The sequence below is a fragment of the Microcoleus sp. POL10_C6 genome (assembly GCF_036701585.1).
Classification (GTDB): Bacteria; Cyanobacteriota; Cyanobacteriia; order Cyanobacteriales; family Microcoleaceae; genus Microcoleus.
This window is the reverse complement of record NZ_JAUBRB010000089.1, coordinates 1-17,976: the sequence shown is the minus strand read 5'-3', so window position 1 is coordinate 17,976 and position 17,976 is coordinate 1. Positions and strand designations below refer to the sequence as shown.

Below are 17,976 nucleotides of genomic sequence, written 5' to 3'. Positions count from 1 at the left end.
GATGTTGTGGCGGTTGTCGGCGGGGCGGGGGATTTTGGGGAGTTCGATCGGCTTTTGGGTACGATCGCTCGTACATATTTTTTGCATAAATTTACATATTACCGATGCGGATTATGTAGATTTATGCAGAATTTACTTAACTTTATTTAAGTGAACTTTAGTTTACTTAACTTTTACTTTCGTTTACTTTCGTTTAATTAACTTTGCCCCACTTTTTACTTAAGTGAACTTTACTTTGCTTTACTCATGCCCCCGATCTCCCGCCGTACCGCGATCGGATATTTTCTAATATTTTCTAATATTTTTTGATACCCAAGCAAAACAGCAGAAACCTTTACGCTGTATAGCTTTTAGCGCTTATTTGTGGTACAATTGAGGTAAAATCCGCACAAAACCAATGGAAGAATTTATTAATTTCCGGGGCAAGAATTTGCCAGCCACCATGATCACCGTAGCGGGCCAGGAATTTATCATTGCGGCTGTGGGCGATCGGCAAGATTTGGCGATCGCCGATATCTATGCACAGCAGAAGATTGAAATTGTACCGGGGCTGCGGGTAATGGAAAAAAAGAGCGGCAAAGAATTTGAAGTGCTTTCGGCGCCGATCGGATATTCTCGGCACGTCCGGATCAAAGATTCTCGCCGAAATCTAATGCCCGTAAACGTTCCAGAGGATGAGCTACGCCAGAATTACCGATTTGTGGGCTGATGAAATTGCCCGTCACGCCGATCGCAATTAATACAGTTAATACAGTGTTGCAGCAGGTGCGCCGACTGTATTAACTGCATTTATTGGCGGCGCGACCGCATCGGCTCAGCCATATTTGACAAGCCTCAAGTCAGAAGCCAAAGTCGGCTCACCATCATAAAAGGGTTCAGGAAGAATATCGGGGCAAGTGCTGTGAGTCCATCTGACGAAATAAACCCAAGTGTTGGCGGCTAAACAATGTCCATCAGGTTCGGGAACCCAGCGCATACCTAGAATTTCGCCAAAATCAGTAGCAGACTCTGGAGCATCGTCATCATCTGGCTCCCAGTCATAAGCTACCAAGTCACCCATCTTGAACTCTGGGGAGGGATAAAGAGAGCGAGGCTGAGAGCGTGAAACAAGGAACGGCAAAGCGACGGACGCTGCTTTCTGCAGGAAGTCGCGCCGAGCGAACGTAAACAATTGCGATCTCCCTTCCGGACAATCGGCTGAATGTGGCATAATGATTAGGCTCCAAACGTTGTTAGATAACGATTTGGGGAAGTTCGTAGCTAGCTCGGTGTTGAAGCACTGCGCTGGCCGCGCATATCAAATCTTCCTTAAACTTACGATCGCTCTTTTCCAGCCACCTTGTCAAGAGATGGCTGTAAAGTTTTGTGCGAGTAAAGCCCCGTTTTAAGGGGCGGTAGCTTCCTAATTTCCTGAGAGATGTAGCTTGCCCCTACAAACTGTGCAGCGATTAAATCAGATTATCTAAAAGCTCAGTAATATCGCCCTGGTCGCGGCTGCGATTGTCGTCATAAATCATCAGCGTGTCGAGCTTTTTATGGCGGCTTAATTTCTGCACCTTCCGCACATTCCCGTCAGTTGCGTCCAGTGCGGCAGTAATTGCGCTGTGGCGGATGCGGTGCGGACTCATCTGCTTAGTGATGCCCGCTTTTTCGCAGTGCCGCACTACAATCTTGCGGATACCGTCGCCTGTCAGTCTGTGGCCCGCGCTGGCAAAATCCAGCGATGTAAACAGCGGAACCCCTGGTGAGTTACTGCCGCCCTTAGCTTCCAGCCAGTCGCCGATAGCCGCCACCGTCACCGCCCCTACCTCTATTGTTTCCGCTTGCGTCCCGCGTCCTTTGCCTAGAATCCGCAGTGTTCCCTGTGCCCGATCGAAGTCGGCAAGATTGAGCTGGCTAACCTCGTTGCGTCGCAAAGCATTACCCCACAACAGCCGGAGCAAAGCATAGTCACGCTTGCCCGCCAGTGTTGCCCGATCGCACTGCTGCAAAATTTGGGTAAAAGTCGCCGCATCAATACCGGACGTATCGCGATACTTTGTGACCTTCTCTCCCTTAATGTCCTCTAGCGTAAAATCGCAGACTCCCAGCTTCCGCCCCATCCCGACCAGAGACTTGATGGCAGCCAGCCGCCTATTAACAGTCGCTTCAGAAAGTGCAGCCTTCTTGCCGTCCCCGTTGACCAGCAACGCCTTGTACTTGAGCACCACCGTCATCGCCTGTCGTGATTCGAGGTGTAGGAACTCCAAAACACTTTCGGGGCTGGGCGGCTTCCCCGTCATCGTTTGAAAAAAGTCGTTGACATCTTTCTCATAAGCCCGCTTGGTATTGGGCGATCGTTTGTCTGCCAGAAGTTGCTTGAGCACGTCGGGGTCTTCGTCCAGTAGTGGGGCAAAGTGTTTCTCAATTTTGGCATCAAGGGAAGCGTTGAGAGTGACGATCGAAGTTTCAGTTTTTAACATTTTACGGTATTGATAATCGCTCTTTCCGATAACACTAGGACAAAAAGGGGCCCCGTCCGTTTAAGGCGGGGCTACAAATCTAGGCCGCGAACTTCAGCATCTTAAGCATTGCTGAGGCTGTCGTTTGATTTTCCGTTTCAAGGACGATCGCCGGTATTGTCTCACCCGCTCTCGGATTTAGCTGGCGGGCCAGAACTGCGGCGTGATATTGAAGATGGCCGCTGATAACCTTGTACCCGCTACTGTTTCGCACCAGCACCGGGGGAATCACAAAACCACCGATCGCCAAACTGAGTTCCCCTAAAATCTCAAGCTCAAACTGATCGAAGTTCGAGGCAGGAATATCAGAGGTGATCCGTTTGACCGCGACTAGCGAGAGGTTGAGTTTTTTAGGTGCGATCGGCTGCACCCGCCCGCGTCCGTTATCTCCCCGGTTTGGGGGTTCGTCATTTTCGCCGATGGCTGCGGGTGCGGGGACGGGTGCTGCTGTAGTGACTGTGTGGCTTGCTGCTGCGGGTTTTGAAGGTGCGCGGGTGACTGCGGGTGTTGCTGTTTGTGCGATCGGCGCTTCGACTACTTCGGCGGCAGGTTCAGCAGCTTTTTCGGCTTCTGCCTTGGCTAGCGCTTCAAAGCAAGATACTGTCGCTTCCCAGTGGCCGCGCTTTACGTCGCTGGCAGTCTGCGAAACTTGGCAACAGTAGCGATTATCCTCAATCAGTCTGGCAAAAGGACACTGGGAACAGGTAAAGGATGCGGGGGCGGAAGTGTCGATCGTCGTTGTTGGGGTAGTTTCGGTTAAAATCATGGCAGTCCTTCTTGGGGCTAATCCACCGCTCTAGGCCTCGTAAACTTTGGGCGGTGGTTTGTTTGTGGGTAAGCTTGTCTTACCTTGATGTCTTACAGTATGGCAAAGTGTAAGACTCTTGTCAATAGTAGTAAGACAATTTGTTAGACATAAGTAAGACTGATTTAAGGCAAGTGTAAGACCGTGTGAGGTTATGGTCTTACACCCTGTCTGGGTTATGCCGTCGCATTCCAGATATCAGCCTGTGTGACGATCGCCTTGAGTCTCCCGGCGATTGCCGCTCGTGTACCATTTCCGCTAACTTTCTTGGCGGAGGCCAGCTTGCGGATATTCTGGATAGTCATTTTATTAAGCAGTCCCTCGATGTCGGCTGCTGTTGTTGTCGGTGTCGGGACGATCGGCGTGTCTGTGGTATCTGTGGCTTCGACATCAATTGCTGGCTCAACATCTGGCGCGGCCGGTGATTCCGGTGCTGTTGGTTCGACTGGTTCCGGCTCGACTGTTTCTGCTGGTGTGGGGGTAGCAGATTCTAGAAAGGCGATCGCGTCAGTCCCGAACTGTGCCTCAACCGCCGCCTTAAACGTGCCAATTTCGGCGGGATCTACATGATTGAGCATACTCAGCGCTGTTCCGACTTGGGCAAGTGCGGACTGGCAAGCTTGCTCGACTGATAGGAGCTGCTGTTGATGTTCTTGGAGTTCGCTGAGCTTGGCTTGTAGGGCTGCAATCTGGGCGTTAGTCGTTTCGATTGCTGTAGCGATTTGGTTGAATTTGGCGGCGAGTAATTGCATGGTTTTTCCTGTGGTGTGATGTGGCTGTAGTGGTTGCCGTGTATGGGTTTGTTTGAGGTGTCTTACCCTTATGTCTTACATACTGACAAAACGTTAGACACTTGTCAAGCGTTTGTAAGACTAATTTGTTAGACATAAGCATGGTGTATGACAAATAAGCGTATGACAGATTCTGCTTATATGTCATACAAACGGCGACGGGTGTTATACAATAGCGTCATACATATATGACCGAGGTAAGACAATGGCTTCGACATCACTAACTTTTCGCTGTCCCGATGAAGTGTTGGAGGCGATCGACAATTTAGGGAAAGAGCGTTATCCGGCGGCAAATAATAACCACGGGTGCGATCGCTCTAAGGCCCTGATGGACATTATGCGGGCGGGCATCGCAGCGCTAAATGATGGCTCGATCGTCTTACCCGCACCCGCAGCCACAGAAGCCAGACAACAGCCGTCTGACGTAAGACAAGAGTTGTTAGACAGCTTGGAACAGCGTATGGCAGAACTCAAAGCAGAATTAAAGGCTGAAATCTTGGGGGAGTCCGCAGCCTGAGCGATCGCCCCGATGACGAACCGCTCAGGCTGCAACTCAAACAAACTCAAGAGCAATTAGAAGAAGTTACGCACGATCGAGACGAACTCCGATCGCAATTGGCAGCAGTGCAGACCAATTTACAGCCACAACATCAGCTCTACGCAGAGATTGAGAGCCTCAAGGAGCGCAATCGCCAACTCTGCATCAAAAGCAGGGAAGAGCGGCAGAAGCTCGAAGAAAAAATCGCAGCCCTGGAATATCGGGATGAATCGCAGTCCCGACGGCTGGCAGAAAAGCAAAATCGACTGAATGAGCTGGAAACTGCGGCAGAACTGCACCGTGAAGGAAGCTCGATCGACCTACCGGAGCAAGTAGGGGAAATTGTGAACTTTCTTAAAGAATCGCTCCCCCCAGACACAAAGTGGCCGAAGCGAATAATACCCGCGCTGAGGAAATTTCTGGAAGCAAAGGAGGGTTAGTGCGGCCGATCGTCCCTCAAACAAAAACCCTCCGGCATAAGGTCGGAGGGCTTTTTTATAAAGGGTAATTAGTAATTGGTAATTGGCAATGAGTCTTTGCCCCAATTACCGCGGTATAGCGGCTCTGGAGCTTGGGCGATCGGCTTTCTTCGTGACCCACAAGTCGAGACAATAATTTACTTTTTTTTTGGCAGCTTTCTGGCTTCCAGTGCCTGTTATGCTGTATCAATATGTCGTGCAGAAAACTTCCCAATTCCTTGTGGATCAGTCAGGCACAAAAAACTTCGATAAAAAATGTTAGCTGGAGTATAGTTTGTATATGGCAGCTCTACGAAGATATAAAGGACAAACTTTTTTTGAGACAGACTACCAAGCTCGTCTTAGATTGAAAAATGAGAGGGAAACTGCGGCTGCTATTCGTCGTTATGCTGCTGCGCGTAGACGTATTGAGGCTGATAAACGTCGAAAAGAGACGGATAACCGTCGAAAAGAAGCGGATTTAGCTCGTAGCGTGCGTGAAGCTGAACGTGCTAGGCGCGAACTTGCAAGTCAACAGAAAGAAGCTGCGAAAATGCAAGAGCTGGAACGTGTTCAATACAAAGTCAAAGTTTATAAAAACCGCATTGACTGCCTGCTTTCTATCCATAAGGAATGTGGTGATATATGGGACTGGGAAACAATTAAATTATCTCCCCCACCTACTCAGCCTCAAAGACTAAACACATATCAAAAAGACGCTCAAACTAAGTTAAATGAGTTTAAGCCCAGCTTGTGTGATAAATTATTCAGACGAGTAGACTCTAAGCGAAATTCTTTGCAGCAGGCATTAGAGCGAGCTAAAGAAATTGATGAAATAGAATATCAGATTGAAATTCAAACATATACTGAAGACTACCAGGATTGGACAGCAACTATTGACATTGCCGAAAAAATAAGTACAGGTTCTTCTGAGGCTTATTTAGAGGCAATTAAACATATAGATCCTTTTGAAGATATTTGTGATTTAGGTTCGTCTTTTGAATTCAAAGTACCTGATAAATCAACGATAGAGGTTAGAATTCAAGTTAATAGTGAAAATGTAATACCATCAAAAATTAAAAGTTTGTTAAAAAACGGTCAACTTTCGGAAAAGAAAATGCCGAAACAGCAGTTTTATGAAATTTATCAGGATTATGTGTGTGGCTGCGTATTGCGGACTGCTAGAGAACTCTTTGCTTTATTACCCATTGAATTAGTAATAGTTACTGCTGTAGGTAAATTTTTGAATACCCAGACTGGTAATTCGGAGGAAAAAATTGTTGTTTCAGTTGCAATTCCTAAAAGTACCCTTGAAACATTAAAATTTTCATCTCTCGATCCATCAGATTCAATGAGTAATTTTGTTCATCGAATGAAATTCAAAAAAACACAAGGTTTTAGTAGTGTAGAGGCAATTAAATTGTCAGACTTAAATTAAGCAAAATCATCCACAACAACGTAGCGATCGGTACAATAGGTTTGTCGTTTCAGCAGCGGCGACACATTCAAAAAAAGAAGCCCCCGGAGATTCCCGGAGGCTTCTTTTTAAATCGAGCTAGTGTTCGTTTGTTGTTGTCAAATCACCAATAACACAGTCCGGCTCGGTTCATCTGTGACAAGGTAGCGTTCGGTTGTGTTGGCGACGTTCAGTGTGCGACGTTCAGTACCCGCAGTTGCTCAGAGGTTAATTGCTGAATCTGCTGCGGTGGCTGCCAGCGCCGCCCCCAGTTCTGGCGAAGGTTGGAAAGGGCGATCGGACTGGGGAAGAGTTCGGCGGCACTAACCCAAACACCAACACCCGACGGCTGATTGGCATAGTAAGCATCAAATTGTTGTCGCGATACCCTTGCCAGTTTGCCTTGCTGCGATGCCTGCCACAGTCGATCGAGCGGTAGTATCTCACGCTTCAAAACCCGGACAATTCCTAGCAGTTTACCAGTCGGCATCGTGGCATAAATTGCAATACTATCGCTTGGTTTTAGGGATGCTCCAAAGCTACCTTTTCGGAGTTCGATCGACTTGGGATTCTGGCTGAGGAAGAAGGTAGAGGCCCAGCGAGGGTGTACTGAGATTAGGTAAGTACCAGTTGCCTTAGTTTGCATTGCCTTCCTCCCCTTTTATCAGCCGTTCTAGCATCTCTCTAGCGTCTACATATCGCTGGTGATTTCTGCCGCCATCAGTCACGCCCCACAGTAAGAAAATTGTTTTCTGTTTTCCCAAGTTTCGAGCAATTACAAGTTTGGCTAATTGCACCCGCCGTTCATGGGTTTTGAGTGGAAAATCATCAGCGAATACAGGTGGAAGGTTCTCGGCTAGCACTTCAGCTAGAAAGCCGTTTAAGCTCTGTTCCAGGGCTTCCGCATCGGAGGTAGTTTCCGTGTCTGGCAACCCCGCCGTCGCCTTCCCGTAAGGGTTTGAGAGGTTTCCTGTATCTGGCTGTGGTAGGGTGTCATCCTTCCCAGATGAATTGTTAGGAGTGCTTATTTGAGTGTCGGAAACCTCATTAATGGAGGGTTCATGCACGTCAATTTGGGGCATCAAACCTAATACGGGATTGCCAATCGTGGAGAGAACAATCGGCGTTTGCTCAGCCATCGAAATGGGAATCAATCGCTTCAAGTCTGCTGTCAGCGTGTCCCGTGCTTCCTTGCTGGCAATCACCCTTTGATTGTTTAGCAATTGCTCGATTACTCCGTAAGAGCCTTGCTCCTCATCATTGCTCGTAGTGCGTACCAAACCTTGAGCTATTAGCGCTAAATTAAGCCGGATATTGGAATCAGCAACGCCACTTGATGCAAGGTTAAAAGTTTGGGTACAAATGAAATACCCCACGTTATACTGACCCCCAACTGTGGCGACACTTCCCAGTTTGGCAGCCTTGTCTTCCCAAATAGCAGCATTCCTTTTTTGAACTAAACACTGGTGAGTTGCGAACCAATCTTCAAGGATTAGTTTAATAGGTTGATTGCGGTATGTTTCCTCGGTTGCTGGCTTTGACTTCCTGACCAATAACTTCTCGTAAACATCATCCAAAAACTTCATTGACTCCTCTGGAAACAGTGGGTCAAATATCATAATTCTGTCTCTCGGAACGCCCGGAAAATCTTCGTGTTTCTGGGCGATAACGTAAATATCTGCCTCTGGAAAGCGCGTTTTTGTGTCTCGTAGCCATTTATGCAGAGTGCGGGTTTTCCCAGTGCGAGTAGGGCCAGCCAGAAAGATTGAGGTATTAATGCCTGCTAAAGAATTCAGGACTTTACGGGCTGTTTGTCTGGCTAATTCAAGGTTAGAATTCGGCTCGATTGCTGGCTTAATTGTTGGCGCTGTTGAAGCCTCTACCTTGTCCGATGGGTTGGCTACCGATTCCAGCGTCGCTGTGCCAGTGAGTAGGGCTTGCTGCTCTTGTGGGCTGATGCCTAAAGATTCGCAGTAGGCTGTTTCGAGTTCATCCTCAAAAGCTCGTTCATCTGCTTCTGCAAGCTTCTTGTATCGGGTAGCAGTTGTACTCATCTGATAGGCAGATTCAGCAGCATAATTAAATTCTTGAGCCTTCTGTTGATACCCTAGAATTCGTTGTCTCATGGGTTCTTTTTTGCCCTCGCTTCGGGCAATTAGCATCGCTATCGTCATGCCCCCGGTAGCCAGCAGAGCAAGCAAGATTTTAATCCCCCCGTACCCCCGCTCAAGACTTCTGAATTCAGCTTTAGGGGGAACTAACCAAGCTGGCTGCGATTCGATTCTGTTGCCGATTCTGTATTCAATTCTGTCATTGAACGGCAAGGCAGTCGCGCCCACAATTCCGGCAAAGCTTACTCCTAGCAAACCTGCAACAATTGGCTGATTTATATTACTTATTAACATTCAATTTGCTCCAAATCTGAGTACCTACAAAACCGAAAGTAATCACGATTAACGCACCGCTAAAAATCAGCATTTGAGAATTGGCAATTATCCAAGCCAACCACGCATCCCAGTTCCCTGCAATCAGCGCCGTGGCGATGGCAATTAGTATTAACAGTGAGCGGACTTGTGCGGAACCTTTAGAGGAGGCAGTGAATATTACCAGCCCGATACCAATTCCAGGGATGAGAATTACAGCAGCAGGAATTAGCGCCGGAATCCCTCGAATGATAAGGCTTCCAGCTAATCCACCACTGAAATAAGCGCCGAACTCGCCCAAATTTCCTGTCAATTTCCAGTATCGTTCGATGTCAGTTACTTCGGGTGTCTGAGCTTGATTCGGTTGCTCGAATTGTTCGGGAGTTCCTGCATTTAAGTAATCAAAGTCTGAGCCAAATCCTGAAGCGTCAAATTCTTGCGAGTACATACAAAAAAGCGGGCCGTTCTGACCCGCTGCTACCGTGTATTAGTTGCGACCAGAGAAGAAACCTAAAAGCCCATCTAGCAAGCCTTTTGAGTTGTTGTTCATGCCAGAATTACTTCCACCAGCCGAACCGCTTGGCACAGCAGGAATTGGGTCAAAATCCTTGGCGTTGATGTAGTTGTTAAAGTTTGCCCGTTTCGCCTGCATAGCGATTGCTTGCTGCGGGCTGGCTTGAATTGCTTTGAGGGACTGCTGGAAACCATTCTGTTGTATCTGTCCCTTTGCCTGATGGTTCGCTTTAATGAGCAATAAGCGCTGACGGAAATCAACATTTTGCAGCGTTTGGGTGCTGGCTCCTTCGACCTTAATTAAGCCCAATTCATGCTGCAATTTTTGGGTTAGATTGATGATGTTTTGGTCGTACTTTGCACCCGCTGCAATTGCTTTTGCGACATACTTCTTAATCTGTAAAGCATCGGTCAGGCCACTCTCGACAGCTTCCAGGGTTAGCCGCTCGATTTCTACTTCGTTGCTCCGAGCTTTTGCATCGTGGCGGTTGTAGGCTATTCGGAGTTGTTTCTGTAGCTCCAAGATTTTTGCTTGCCTGCCTTTGGCGTGCACCATCTCCGGCGTGAGGGGCCCGGATTCATAATCGAATTCGCGCTTTATCGTTGCGGCCCCCGGTGTTTGGGCCACTCGCATTTTTTGCATCATGATAAAATCTCCTTAGATGAATCCCCCAGCTCGTGCCAGGGGAGTGTTTAGAGGCCGGCGGGTTACTTTTCGAGGGTTGTCCGTCGGCCTTGCATTTGGTTCAATCTGTTACTGATTCGATCGACCGCTTCATCCCCGATCGCCCCTATGAAATTCCCGGCCCGGTAGGTGTTGCCAAGTTTGGAAGCTGTCGGCAAGTCGAGGCCATTGGCGACATACTGGCATTCGGGGAATGGCATCTCGATCGCAAATTCGTCACGTTCGCTAAACATCAATGTTGCCCTCCCCAGACTCGAAGTGTTGAGATCGCCCAGCCGATCGCGAAGTTGTCCACAGCTTGCCGCTGTTCCGGTGTCAGAAAACCGTCAGGACTCAAATTTTCAAACATATCTAAGTGAGAGGCCAGCCGATACCGGGAATCATCGCCATAGTGAGGGATGCGATCGATATGGCGCTGGATGTAGTCGGGGTCAACACCGCCACTTCTCACGGTCGGTTTTGGGGCCTCGGCGTCTTCGTCTTCCCAGAAATCGGAAAGGTCGATCGGGGTCAGGTCTTCATCGGTAATCATTGCAATGCTCCATCAGTAAGGGTTCTAGGGGTGTGAGCTTTTGGTTATCGATCTCTTTACTTGAAAAAATCCAAAAATTTAGCCAACCCTCCCTTTTCTTCTTTTTCCTCAGTCGCTTCGACATCAATTGCCTCGCCATCTTTCGATAAATCTTTGCGCTGAGGAGCTGACTTGGGAGTAGAGCCGATAACGTTTCCCTGAATAAAATCTCCCTCAATCTTCTCGGTGTAGTTCCCACCCTCGGTGTTAATGATGCGGGTTCCAGGTTTGCCGTCCTCAAAATATTGACCGTTAATGATTCGTGGCATTGGACTAAAACTCCATTGGTGTAAAGGTTTCTGGTTGTGCGATCGACACGGGGGCGATCGGCTGCTGAATTGCTGCAGCCTGCGGACAATTGGCAATTTCCCAAGTATTTAGGAGGTGCTTACCGTAGCGGCTTAATAGAATTCCGATCAGGGTGCTGTAGTCGCTTGCCCCAGTGGCAGCAAGCAATTCATCAGCTAGAGGTACAAATCGTGAAGGCAGGACAGCGCGGGTTTGTGCCATTAGTTTTGCTCCTTGTTGAGTCCGTAGAGGTTAAAGAATTGAGGTCTTGGGGCAACTTTGAAGCGACCCTTTGATGCCTCACACATGGGTTGCAGCAAGCTGGCACTGCCACCAATGACAACTAACTCACCTAAGCTAGGCAGATACTTTGCCCAGTTCGATTTGAGTTTCGATCGAATGTCACTAACCCAGCCGTCGCGTACTGTCACAAACTCGCGGCTAAAGTCGATGTCGGTGTTGCCATATATAAAGTTGTTGGCGGCGATCGAGTCCATCAGTGAGCCAGCGTCCGCAGTCGTTCCAACTTTGGGAAGTATCGCCGCTGCTAACCTTTGGGCAAGGTGCGATGTGCCTGGGAGAACTATGTCAGCATCCCGGAGCAAAGCGCCACCGGGTGCAAACAGTCGGGCAATTGCAGTTCCACCGCCAATATCAAGAATGCCGTTGGGGTTCTGGGGATAACGCCACATCTGCCGACCCAGTGCGAGGTCATAAGCGCCGCGACATTCATCAACCGCAGATACTGATCGGATTGTGGTCAAACAGTCGCGACCGTTGACCGAGAACTCGATCGTCGTTTCTAGTTCTTTGAGTTTGGCGATCGTCTGCTGATTCCGAGAATCCGGTGTCGGTATCACCAGCCTTTCTATGCGCTGGGGGCTGTCGGAGGCAAGCGCGGGGAGAATTAGCAGGTGAGCCAAGTCAGCTTTACCAGACTCGAAAGCCGGACTGCCACCCATCAACTGTGCTAGCCGACCAACTAAATAACGGCGGCCAGAGAATTCGATTTCGTAGCTCTGGCCGTCGCTTCCGCCCTCTTCCCAGTCGGATAATTCCTTCACGTAAGACGGGATTGATCGGACTGTTTGACCGTCGATCCACTTTGTAAAACGATTGCCGGGGTCTACTGCCAGCACAGGACGCACGACGGCGCGGTGCGGCTGGATTGAGCCAAGCGTGGTTTGTCTGTATTCAGTTTGCATGGTTCGGTTTTGCCTTGTGGCGTATGAGTTTGAGACGATTTTCGAGCCAATTTTTGAGCAACCCTGCGGGAATGTACGTGTGACCGTTTTACGCTCGGAACTGGCTTTATTGCGTCTATGAGTGCTATATTAATCGAGAAGTCGCAACTGTGTCAAGTTAACATAAAAACGAAGTTGCAACTAAAAGACCGCTACAAACCTTGTGAAATAATGGAGAGAAGTTACGAAAAATATATTTAGTCACTATGCCCGCAAAAAAAGCAGATTCAGGTTACGCCGCACTTAGGGGACATATACCCAAAGACTTATACAAGCGATTTAGGATACATTGCCTTGAGCGCGACGTAGACAACAGCCAAGGTCTAGAAGACTTGATACGCGAGTATTTTGAATTCAAAGACAAGCAAGATAATTCCGATCGCCCATCCGAACCGCAGCCCACAGACTCGCAGCCCCCAACAGCGGAACCAGCCGCAGCGAAAGGTAAGCGGGGTAGGGCAAGTAAAGAAGCTAGTTAATGTCTAGCAGATGTCTAGCAAAGGAGTAGAAGTTAGTGACCGAATCAGTAAGAGCCGTTCGGGCCTCAGTGCAAATAGGCTCCCTGACAGTCGATGGGTTCATGTTACCCGATGGCAGTTATCGGATGAGCCAGACACAGGCGGCGGAATGTGTGGGTTTAAAGGTTCAGAACATCTCAGATTTTTTACGCTCTAAGGCATTCAAAGCTTTAGCAGGTGAGGGTTATACGCCTCAGATTTCCGAGATAGAACCAGCGGAAGAGCAACTTAGAGGGCAAGCAAGGATTAACGCGCTACCGTTAGCAGTCGTTAGAAAATATTGGCTGTGGCAGTCTCACCGAGGAAACAAGCAAGCTCTGGCTCTTGTAGATGCCCTGATGGCTGAAACTTTAGAACGACGTTTTGATGAAGCTTTCAACGTTACCCGCACAGAGACTGAAAGAAACGAATTGCTTAGTCAGCGAGTTCAAGAGCTTGAGCGCGATATCAGAGAAGCATTCTGGGTTGACGATGAAGCCAGAATCGAACGCGACCACTATGAACGCTTGCTTAGAGAAAACGGCATTGATCCTTGGAAAATTCCGGGGACAGGTGAGGAGTAGGGGCGATCGGGCGATGCTGTCCCGATTTTTCACTCCTAGCCCGTCGCACAGGCGACATGGAACAAAGAAAAATAAATTTTACTTAAGGAAACTTGACTAAAAATCCTAGGAATTCCTAGAAAAATGATTTTTCTGGATTTTCAGGCAAGCTTTTTCTTACACTTTGCCTAACACTTTGTCGATTAGTTGATTAGTTACTCGATTGACTCCCTGCTAATTTTGCTCCCAAGAGTGAATAAGATATATCACGATATATCAAGATATCGTGGTTATCTTGGTATATCTTATTTATCCTATGTAGTAAATTGCCATAAGTTTTATTGAAGATTGCGAACTTCTTAATGCTATCTGCTACATTAAAGGGAGTTCATTCGATCGAGCAAGAAACTTTCCGATCGCCTGGTTCAAGAATTTGAGGCAAAATCGACAACTAGCAAAAGTTAAGAAGGTGCTTATGCTTTCAACGACAAGAAAACTCAGAATATCTTTCGCGCTTTCCCCCGATCTAACAGAAGCACTTGATACCTATGCTGCCTCTTTTGGAGTGTCTCGATCGGCTTTTGCTGAAGAGGCACTTTGGATTTACCTGAACCAACTCGATAAGCACATGGAATCGAAAGCTAAAATACAATGTCAAAACGAAGAAGTGCTGGCAGCATAAGGCTTCAGCACTTCTTTTTATTATCTAAAACAATCGATTTAACTTTTGTCGTCTCTCCGCCAAGATTGCACGACAAAGTTAGCAAACTACCAACTCGGCATCCTAAGAAGATTGCCGATTGTTATCCCATCATGCCATACATCAAAAAAAGAATAAAGCCCAAAAATTGCGCTGTTTTTGGGGCTTCTAATAGTACCCCAGATGTCTGTAGCAACCTTCCCGCCATCTGTAGCGGTGCGATCGAGCAAATTCTGAATTCTAGCACTATCCATAGAGCTACTCATAAGTTTCAAGAGCCTGCAAAGCCTTGTTATCAGCCTATTCTACCACAAACTCCTCTAAATACGCAACATAACCGGGGATTATTTGGAGTTAGCTTTGCAGCGATAAATCCACAATTCCCTGTAAATACGCAAGCAAACCGGGGATTCTCTGCACGTACCTTTGAAGCGATTGGAGGTGCGGTGTAATGGTTGCCAATTTCAACACCGACCGCACCGCAGAGTTGCTCAAAGCACTTGCCACACTTCCGCAAGACTGGGCGCTGACTCCCTGCATAGACAAGAAAAATCTGTGGCCAAACTGGAATAAAGAAAAACTTGATCGCGCTCGACTGATCGAAGCAATCCGATCGCAAACTAACCACGAAGGCCAAAAAACCTTGTGGACTGGGGTGAGTATCGTGACAGGCCCGTTGAGTGGTGGCATTATGGCGATCGACTTTGACGGGTCACTAGCACTCAAGAAATATTGCGCGCTCAGTGGCGGCGCTTCCTATCCGAAGACAAAGCAATGGAGTTCTGGCAAGGAAGGGCATTTTCAAATTTTGCTGGAAGTGCCAAAGGAAAAGTGGGAAGGGCTAACAGCGACAAAATTCTTTATCCTCAATCCTGCTTATCGCATAGAACTGGGATTGAGCACTGAGGCGACCGCTCAAACAGTCGGAACCACAATCGAAAATATTGAGGAATGGGAATCTGGCACAACTTCACCGATTCCCCCGGCGATCGCAAAAAAACTCGCTGAAATTTACGGCTGCACTAACAGCGCATTGTGTCAGAAGTTAGAACTCCGATGGAATGAGTGTTCCACGCTTCCACCGTCGATCCATCCAGACACCCAAAAATCTTACCTCTGGAAAAACGAGGGGGAGACTGCATCAGTCCCCGATTTTATTCTGGGACTGATGCGGGAAGCGCCGACGATCGAACTCCCCCAAAAACCGAAACCCGAAAATCCAACATATATAGATGCTGGTGATAAAAGCTTGGTTGACATTCTGAACAATGAAATTCTCCCACGCCTGGATGCGGAGGAATTTTACGGCAATTGGGTAGCGCTCAAATCTTCTGGTAAAAACCTCAAAGGCTTATGCCCATTCCATGAGGAAAAGACTCCCAGCTTCACGGTCAGCCCTGACACCAAGCTTTTTAAATGTTTTGGGTGTGACGCTGGTGGCGGGCCGGTGCAGTTTCTCCATCAACTGCATGGCGGTTCTGGTAGCCCGACCGGAAAAGAGTTTGCTGAGGTTGTGCGCGAGCTCGCTGGTAAGGTTGGCGTTCAGATGCCCGATCGCAAATTCAACCAAAAACCAAAACCTGACAACGTACTCCAACATCCTACAAATAATGTTGTCACTCATCCAAATTTCGAGATTTCCCTTGGCTCCGTATTAGGAGAAGCAATCGAGCATTTGCTAAAGGAGGACTTTAGTAAATCTCAGCTACAGCTTAAAATCTCCGAACTTGCTCTGAGCTTTCGCATCAGTTCTGCGGATATCTGGAAAATTTACCGCGACCGCGAGCAAGAAATAGAGCAAGAATCCGATCGCCCCGATGTAGCGACAGAAATTGAAAATTTACTAAATGCTCACAAAAGCTCGATCGCATTGAGCGAAGTGCTACCCGTAGGCTTGGCACAACCGATCGAGAAACTGGCGGCGATGCTGAATTTGCGATCGGAGTGCTACCTCGCCGCGCTACTTACTCAAGTATCGAGTTTGTTTAAGGTCGGAACAGAAACGATGCTCCGGCGGGATACTGACTGGCGCTGCGTACCTAATTACAATGCTGGCATCGTTGCGGAGGTATCCCAACTAAAGACTCCGATACCTAAAGCAATCATCGATCGACCGATGCGAGTTTTGCGGGAACGAGCACAGAAAGAATTTCAGAAAGCGCAAATAGATTACGAGACTGAATTGAACAATTGGAACAAAGCCAAGAAAGACGACGATCGAGGCCCCGCCCCAAAACCGCCACGGCCACGGCTTTATATGTTTGATAAAACCACCGGGGAAGGCATCATTTACCAACAGGCAGAATTCCCCGAACAGGCAATGATGTACTTCTGTGATGAACTTGCCGGAATGTTGAAATCGGGGAATCAATATCGCGGTGGCAAGGGTAGCGATGAAGAAGATATGCTCAGTTTTTGGAACGGTACGGGAACGACGGTTTTAAGAGCGTCAGGAGTGAGAGCCAGTGTCGAGGCTGTAGGTTTGAGCATTTTTGGAACCATTCAACCGGACGTGCTCGCCGGCCTACTCAAAGATTGCTCCGACAGTAACGGAAAATTTGCCCGCTTTGATTTTGTGATTCAGCCACTGGCAGTGCCAAACTTGCCAGAAGATGATAGCGGACGCTTTGACCTGACACCGCTGCTCAGCGACCTTTATCAAAAAATTGATGCTTTGCCGGCTATCTTTTTTGAATTTGACCGAGAGGCCAAAAAATATCACCGGACTTTTACTCTGGCGTGTCACAAACGGCGGGTATTTGATGAGCCAAAGCAAGGATTGAGAGGGGCCCTCGGAAAAATGCCTGAGAAAGTTGGCAAACTTGCAACTACGATTCACGCTCTGACCTGTGTCTTCAACGGGCAACAGGTGACAAATCAAATTCCCCGCAGTGCAGTTGAAGCGGCGGCGAAGTTTGTTAAGTTTGCAGCCGATCAGGTGGCATCGCTCTACACAGAATTTTCTGATCGCTCGGCCCTGGCCCCTAACCTGACAAAAATTATTTTGCTGGCAGAGCGCAAAGGGGGAACGCTAACAGTTCGCGACTGCCAAAAATCGTTTGATTCCAAAAATCGTCCAAACGCACAGCAGGTAAAGAGCTGGTTCCGGGATTTAGCTCTAATGAATTATGGGGCGGTGGTTGACTCAAACAAAACTTCTTCCTTTGTTATTAGTGCACCAAGTGTCACTAATGTAAAAGCTGACCTCCCCCATTTGGAATCCTTACATAGTAAAGGTTCTAAGGATGACTGGGGGAACACTGGGGGAACTAACCTCCCCCACTTAGAATCCTTACACAGTAATGGTTCTGAGCTAAATGTCACTAACTGTCACTACATTTTGCAACCTTCGGAAATTCAAGGGCTGAAACAACCAGAATTCCTTAAGGATGAAAAAACACTCTTCCCCCACTCCCCCACAGTGACAGATGCCTCAAGCACTCATACAGCAATGCTTCAAGACCTCCCCCAGAGCGAAAAAATAGCTCCCCCAGTAGTGACAGATGCAGGGGAACCAATCGCGCCGCCGGAACCGGAACCGGAACCGGAACTGGTAAACCAGGGGGTTGCCGCACTGCGGAAAGCGATCGCAGAAAATGACGCGGTAGCGGTCAGGGACGCTGCCAAAAAATCAATCAAATTAGACAGTACAGGGCGTCTAAAAGCAGCAATCAAAAAGCTTCTGAGTGATGAAGAGAATGAAGCTTGCAGGATTTTAGCTAATGCCAATCGTAAACAGTCGCAGCCACAGCCAGAGGCAGAGGTAGAGCCAGCACAGCCAACCGATAACAGCTCAGAGCCAGCGACTGTGACTGAGCCGATCGCACTTCCCGATAACTCACAGGAGCCGGAAACCGCAGAACCCGCGCCGGAACCAATACCAGAGACAGAGACACCAGCAATAGAACCGATCGCACTTGCCTACAACCCGGAATCGGAAATA

At 48.2% G+C, this 17,976-nt stretch carries 21 protein-coding genes; 8 read left to right on the top strand and 13 right to left on the bottom strand.

The features are described from left to right. Positions 1–397: 397 nt before the first annotated feature. On the top strand, positions 398–709 hold the full coding sequence (locus QUA34_RS28350) for a hypothetical protein (protein WP_333390612.1): 312 nt from the start codon (positions 398–400) through the stop codon (positions 707–709). Between the two features lie 105 nt (positions 710–814). On the opposite strand, the gene QUA34_RS28345 is transcribed toward QUA34_RS28350, so the two are convergent. From QUA34_RS28345 to QUA34_RS28330, 4 genes are all read right to left on the bottom strand, one after another. Next, a complete protein-coding gene (locus QUA34_RS28345) occupies positions 815–1,060 on the bottom strand; it encodes a hypothetical protein (protein WP_333390610.1) in 246 nt (81 codons plus the stop codon). 388 nt (positions 1,061–1,448) lie between these two features. Then, a complete protein-coding gene (locus QUA34_RS28340) occupies positions 1,449–2,462 on the bottom strand; it encodes a tyrosine-type recombinase/integrase (RefSeq protein ID WP_333390608.1) in 1,014 nt (337 codons plus the stop codon). A 79-nt stretch (positions 2,463–2,541) separates the two neighbouring features. After that, a complete protein-coding gene (locus tag QUA34_RS28335) occupies positions 2,542–3,267 on the bottom strand; it encodes a hypothetical protein (RefSeq protein ID WP_333390606.1) in 726 nt (241 codons plus the stop codon). Positions 3,268–3,482: 215 nt separating this feature from the next. Further along, on the bottom strand, positions 3,483–4,058 hold the full coding sequence (locus QUA34_RS28330; protein WP_333390603.1) for a hypothetical protein: 576 nt from the start codon (positions 4,056–4,058) through the stop codon (positions 3,483–3,485). Positions 4,059–4,302: 244 nt separating this feature from the next. Between QUA34_RS28330 and QUA34_RS28325 the strand changes: the two genes are divergently transcribed. The 3 genes from QUA34_RS28325 to QUA34_RS28315 all read left to right on the top strand — a co-directional run bounded on the left by QUA34_RS28325 (position 4,303) and on the right by QUA34_RS28315 (position 6,531). Continuing rightward, the gene (locus tag QUA34_RS28325) at positions 4,303–4,614 is read left to right on the top strand and encodes a hypothetical protein (RefSeq protein WP_333390600.1); all 312 of its coding nucleotides are present in this window, start codon (positions 4,303–4,305) and stop codon (positions 4,612–4,614) included. A gap of 107 nt (positions 4,615–4,721) precedes the next feature. Then, a complete protein-coding gene (locus QUA34_RS28320; protein ID WP_333390597.1) occupies positions 4,722–5,075 on the top strand; it encodes a hypothetical protein in 354 nt (117 codons plus the stop codon). Between the two features lie 319 nt (positions 5,076–5,394). Beyond that, entirely contained in the window at positions 5,395–6,531 is a 1,137-nt protein-coding gene (locus QUA34_RS28315; protein WP_333390596.1) for a hypothetical protein, read from the top strand. A gap of 208 nt (positions 6,532–6,739) precedes the next feature. On the opposite strand, the gene QUA34_RS28310 is transcribed toward QUA34_RS28315, so the two are convergent. The 9 genes from QUA34_RS28310 to QUA34_RS28270 form a co-directional block, all read right to left on the bottom strand. Beyond that, complete coding sequence (locus QUA34_RS28310; protein WP_333390593.1) at positions 6,740–7,195, bottom strand: hypothetical protein; 456 nt, start codon at positions 7,193–7,195, stop codon at positions 6,740–6,742. Next, positions 7,185–8,954: a hypothetical protein gene (locus QUA34_RS28305; protein WP_333390591.1), complete on the bottom strand. Its 1,770-nt coding sequence runs from the start codon at positions 8,952–8,954 to the stop codon at positions 7,185–7,187. The genes QUA34_RS28310 and QUA34_RS28305 overlap by 11 nt, the downstream gene beginning before the upstream one ends. After that, on the bottom strand, positions 8,941–9,420 hold the full coding sequence (locus QUA34_RS28300; protein WP_333390588.1) for a hypothetical protein: 480 nt from the start codon (positions 9,418–9,420) through the stop codon (positions 8,941–8,943). Before QUA34_RS28300 ends, QUA34_RS28305 begins: the two co-directional genes overlap by 14 nt. A 39-nt stretch (positions 9,421–9,459) precedes the next feature. Further along, positions 9,460–10,131 carry a hypothetical protein gene (locus QUA34_RS28295; protein ID WP_333390586.1) on the bottom strand — a complete coding sequence of 224 codons (672 nt, stop codon included), beginning with the start codon at positions 10,129–10,131 and terminating at the stop codon, positions 9,460–9,462. Positions 10,132–10,193: 62 nt separating this feature from the next. Beyond that, positions 10,194–10,403, bottom strand: a complete 210-nt coding sequence (locus QUA34_RS28290; RefSeq protein ID WP_333390584.1) for a hypothetical protein — start codon at positions 10,401–10,403, stop codon at positions 10,194–10,196. Further along, complete coding sequence (locus tag QUA34_RS28285) at positions 10,403–10,702, bottom strand: hypothetical protein (protein ID WP_333390582.1); 300 nt, start codon at positions 10,700–10,702, stop codon at positions 10,403–10,405. The genes QUA34_RS28290 and QUA34_RS28285 overlap by 1 nt, the downstream gene beginning before the upstream one ends. 56 nt (positions 10,703–10,758) lie before the next feature. After that, positions 10,759–11,010 (bottom strand): hypothetical protein, encoded by a 252-nt coding sequence (locus tag QUA34_RS28280; RefSeq protein WP_333390579.1) that lies wholly within the window; start codon positions 11,008–11,010, stop codon positions 10,759–10,761. 4 nt (positions 11,011–11,014) lie between these two features. Continuing rightward, positions 11,015–11,251, bottom strand: coding sequence for a hypothetical protein (locus tag QUA34_RS28275; RefSeq protein WP_333390576.1), 237 nt, complete (start codon positions 11,249–11,251; stop codon positions 11,015–11,017). Continuing rightward, entirely contained in the window at positions 11,251–12,234 is a 984-nt protein-coding gene (locus QUA34_RS28270; protein WP_333390573.1) for a ParM/StbA family protein, read from the bottom strand. Before QUA34_RS28270 ends, QUA34_RS28275 begins: the two co-directional genes overlap by 1 nt. A 245-nt stretch (positions 12,235–12,479) precedes the next feature. Here QUA34_RS28270 and QUA34_RS28265 point away from each other — a divergent pair, with 245 nt between their 5' ends. The 4 genes from QUA34_RS28265 to QUA34_RS28250 form a co-directional block, all read left to right on the top strand. Next, positions 12,480–12,752 carry a hypothetical protein gene (locus QUA34_RS28265; RefSeq protein ID WP_333390571.1) on the top strand — a complete coding sequence of 91 codons (273 nt, stop codon included), beginning with the start codon at positions 12,480–12,482 and terminating at the stop codon, positions 12,750–12,752. A 35-nt stretch (positions 12,753–12,787) separates the two neighbouring features. Beyond that, complete coding sequence (locus tag QUA34_RS28260) at positions 12,788–13,354, top strand: hypothetical protein (RefSeq protein ID WP_333390568.1); 567 nt, start codon at positions 12,788–12,790, stop codon at positions 13,352–13,354. A gap of 454 nt (positions 13,355–13,808) precedes the next feature. Further along, complete coding sequence (locus tag QUA34_RS28255; RefSeq protein ID WP_333390565.1) at positions 13,809–14,015, top strand: CopG family transcriptional regulator; 207 nt, start codon at positions 13,809–13,811, stop codon at positions 14,013–14,015. A gap of 469 nt (positions 14,016–14,484) precedes the next feature. Beyond that, a partial coding sequence (locus tag QUA34_RS28250; RefSeq protein WP_333390563.1) for a DUF3987 domain-containing protein occupies positions 14,485–17,976 on the top strand: 3,492 nt, incomplete at its 3' end.

What these genes read in the sequence shown, in the direction of transcription:
- QUA34_RS28285 (WP_333390582.1), bottom strand. Translation starts at nt 10,702, where the DNA reads ATGATTACCGATGAAGACCTGACCCCGATCGACCTTTCCGATTTCTGG.
- QUA34_RS28270 (WP_333390573.1), bottom strand. Translation starts at nt 12,234, where the DNA reads ATGCAAACTGAATACAGACAAACCACGCTTGGCTCAATCCAGCCGCAC.
- QUA34_RS28335 (WP_333390606.1), bottom strand. Translation starts at nt 3,267, where the DNA reads ATGATTTTAACCGAAACTACCCCAACAACGACGATCGACACTTCCGCC.
- QUA34_RS28315 (WP_333390596.1), top strand. Translation starts at nt 5,395, where the DNA reads ATGGCAGCTCTACGAAGATATAAAGGACAAACTTTTTTTGAGACAGAC.
- QUA34_RS28350 (WP_333390612.1), top strand. Translation starts at nt 398, where the DNA reads ATGGAAGAATTTATTAATTTCCGGGGCAAGAATTTGCCAGCCACCATG.
- QUA34_RS28295 (WP_333390586.1), bottom strand. Translation starts at nt 10,131, where the DNA reads ATGATGCAAAAAATGCGAGTGGCCCAAACACCGGGGGCCGCAACGATA.
- QUA34_RS28340 (WP_333390608.1), bottom strand. Translation starts at nt 2,462, where the DNA reads ATGTTAAAAACTGAAACTTCGATCGTCACTCTCAACGCTTCCCTTGAT.
- QUA34_RS28345 (WP_333390610.1), bottom strand. Translation starts at nt 1,060, where the DNA reads ATGGGTGACTTGGTAGCTTATGACTGGGAGCCAGATGATGACGATGCT.
- QUA34_RS28325 (WP_333390600.1), top strand. Translation starts at nt 4,303, where the DNA reads ATGGCTTCGACATCACTAACTTTTCGCTGTCCCGATGAAGTGTTGGAG.
- QUA34_RS28330 (WP_333390603.1), bottom strand. Translation starts at nt 4,058, where the DNA reads ATGCAATTACTCGCCGCCAAATTCAACCAAATCGCTACAGCAATCGAA.
- QUA34_RS28275 (WP_333390576.1), bottom strand. Translation starts at nt 11,251, where the DNA reads ATGGCACAAACCCGCGCTGTCCTGCCTTCACGATTTGTACCTCTAGCT.
- QUA34_RS28310 (WP_333390593.1), bottom strand. Translation starts at nt 7,195, where the DNA reads ATGCAAACTAAGGCAACTGGTACTTACCTAATCTCAGTACACCCTCGC.
- QUA34_RS28300 (WP_333390588.1), bottom strand. Translation starts at nt 9,420, where the DNA reads ATGTACTCGCAAGAATTTGACGCTTCAGGATTTGGCTCAGACTTTGAT.
- QUA34_RS28265 (WP_333390571.1), top strand. Translation starts at nt 12,480, where the DNA reads ATGCCCGCAAAAAAAGCAGATTCAGGTTACGCCGCACTTAGGGGACAT.
- QUA34_RS28305 (WP_333390591.1), bottom strand. Translation starts at nt 8,954, where the DNA reads ATGTTAATAAGTAATATAAATCAGCCAATTGTTGCAGGTTTGCTAGGA.
- QUA34_RS28280 (WP_333390579.1), bottom strand. Translation starts at nt 11,010, where the DNA reads ATGCCACGAATCATTAACGGTCAATATTTTGAGGACGGCAAACCTGGA.
- QUA34_RS28255 (WP_333390565.1), top strand. Translation starts at nt 13,809, where the DNA reads ATGCTTTCAACGACAAGAAAACTCAGAATATCTTTCGCGCTTTCCCCC.
- QUA34_RS28290 (WP_333390584.1), bottom strand. Translation starts at nt 10,403, where the DNA reads ATGTTTAGCGAACGTGACGAATTTGCGATCGAGATGCCATTCCCCGAA.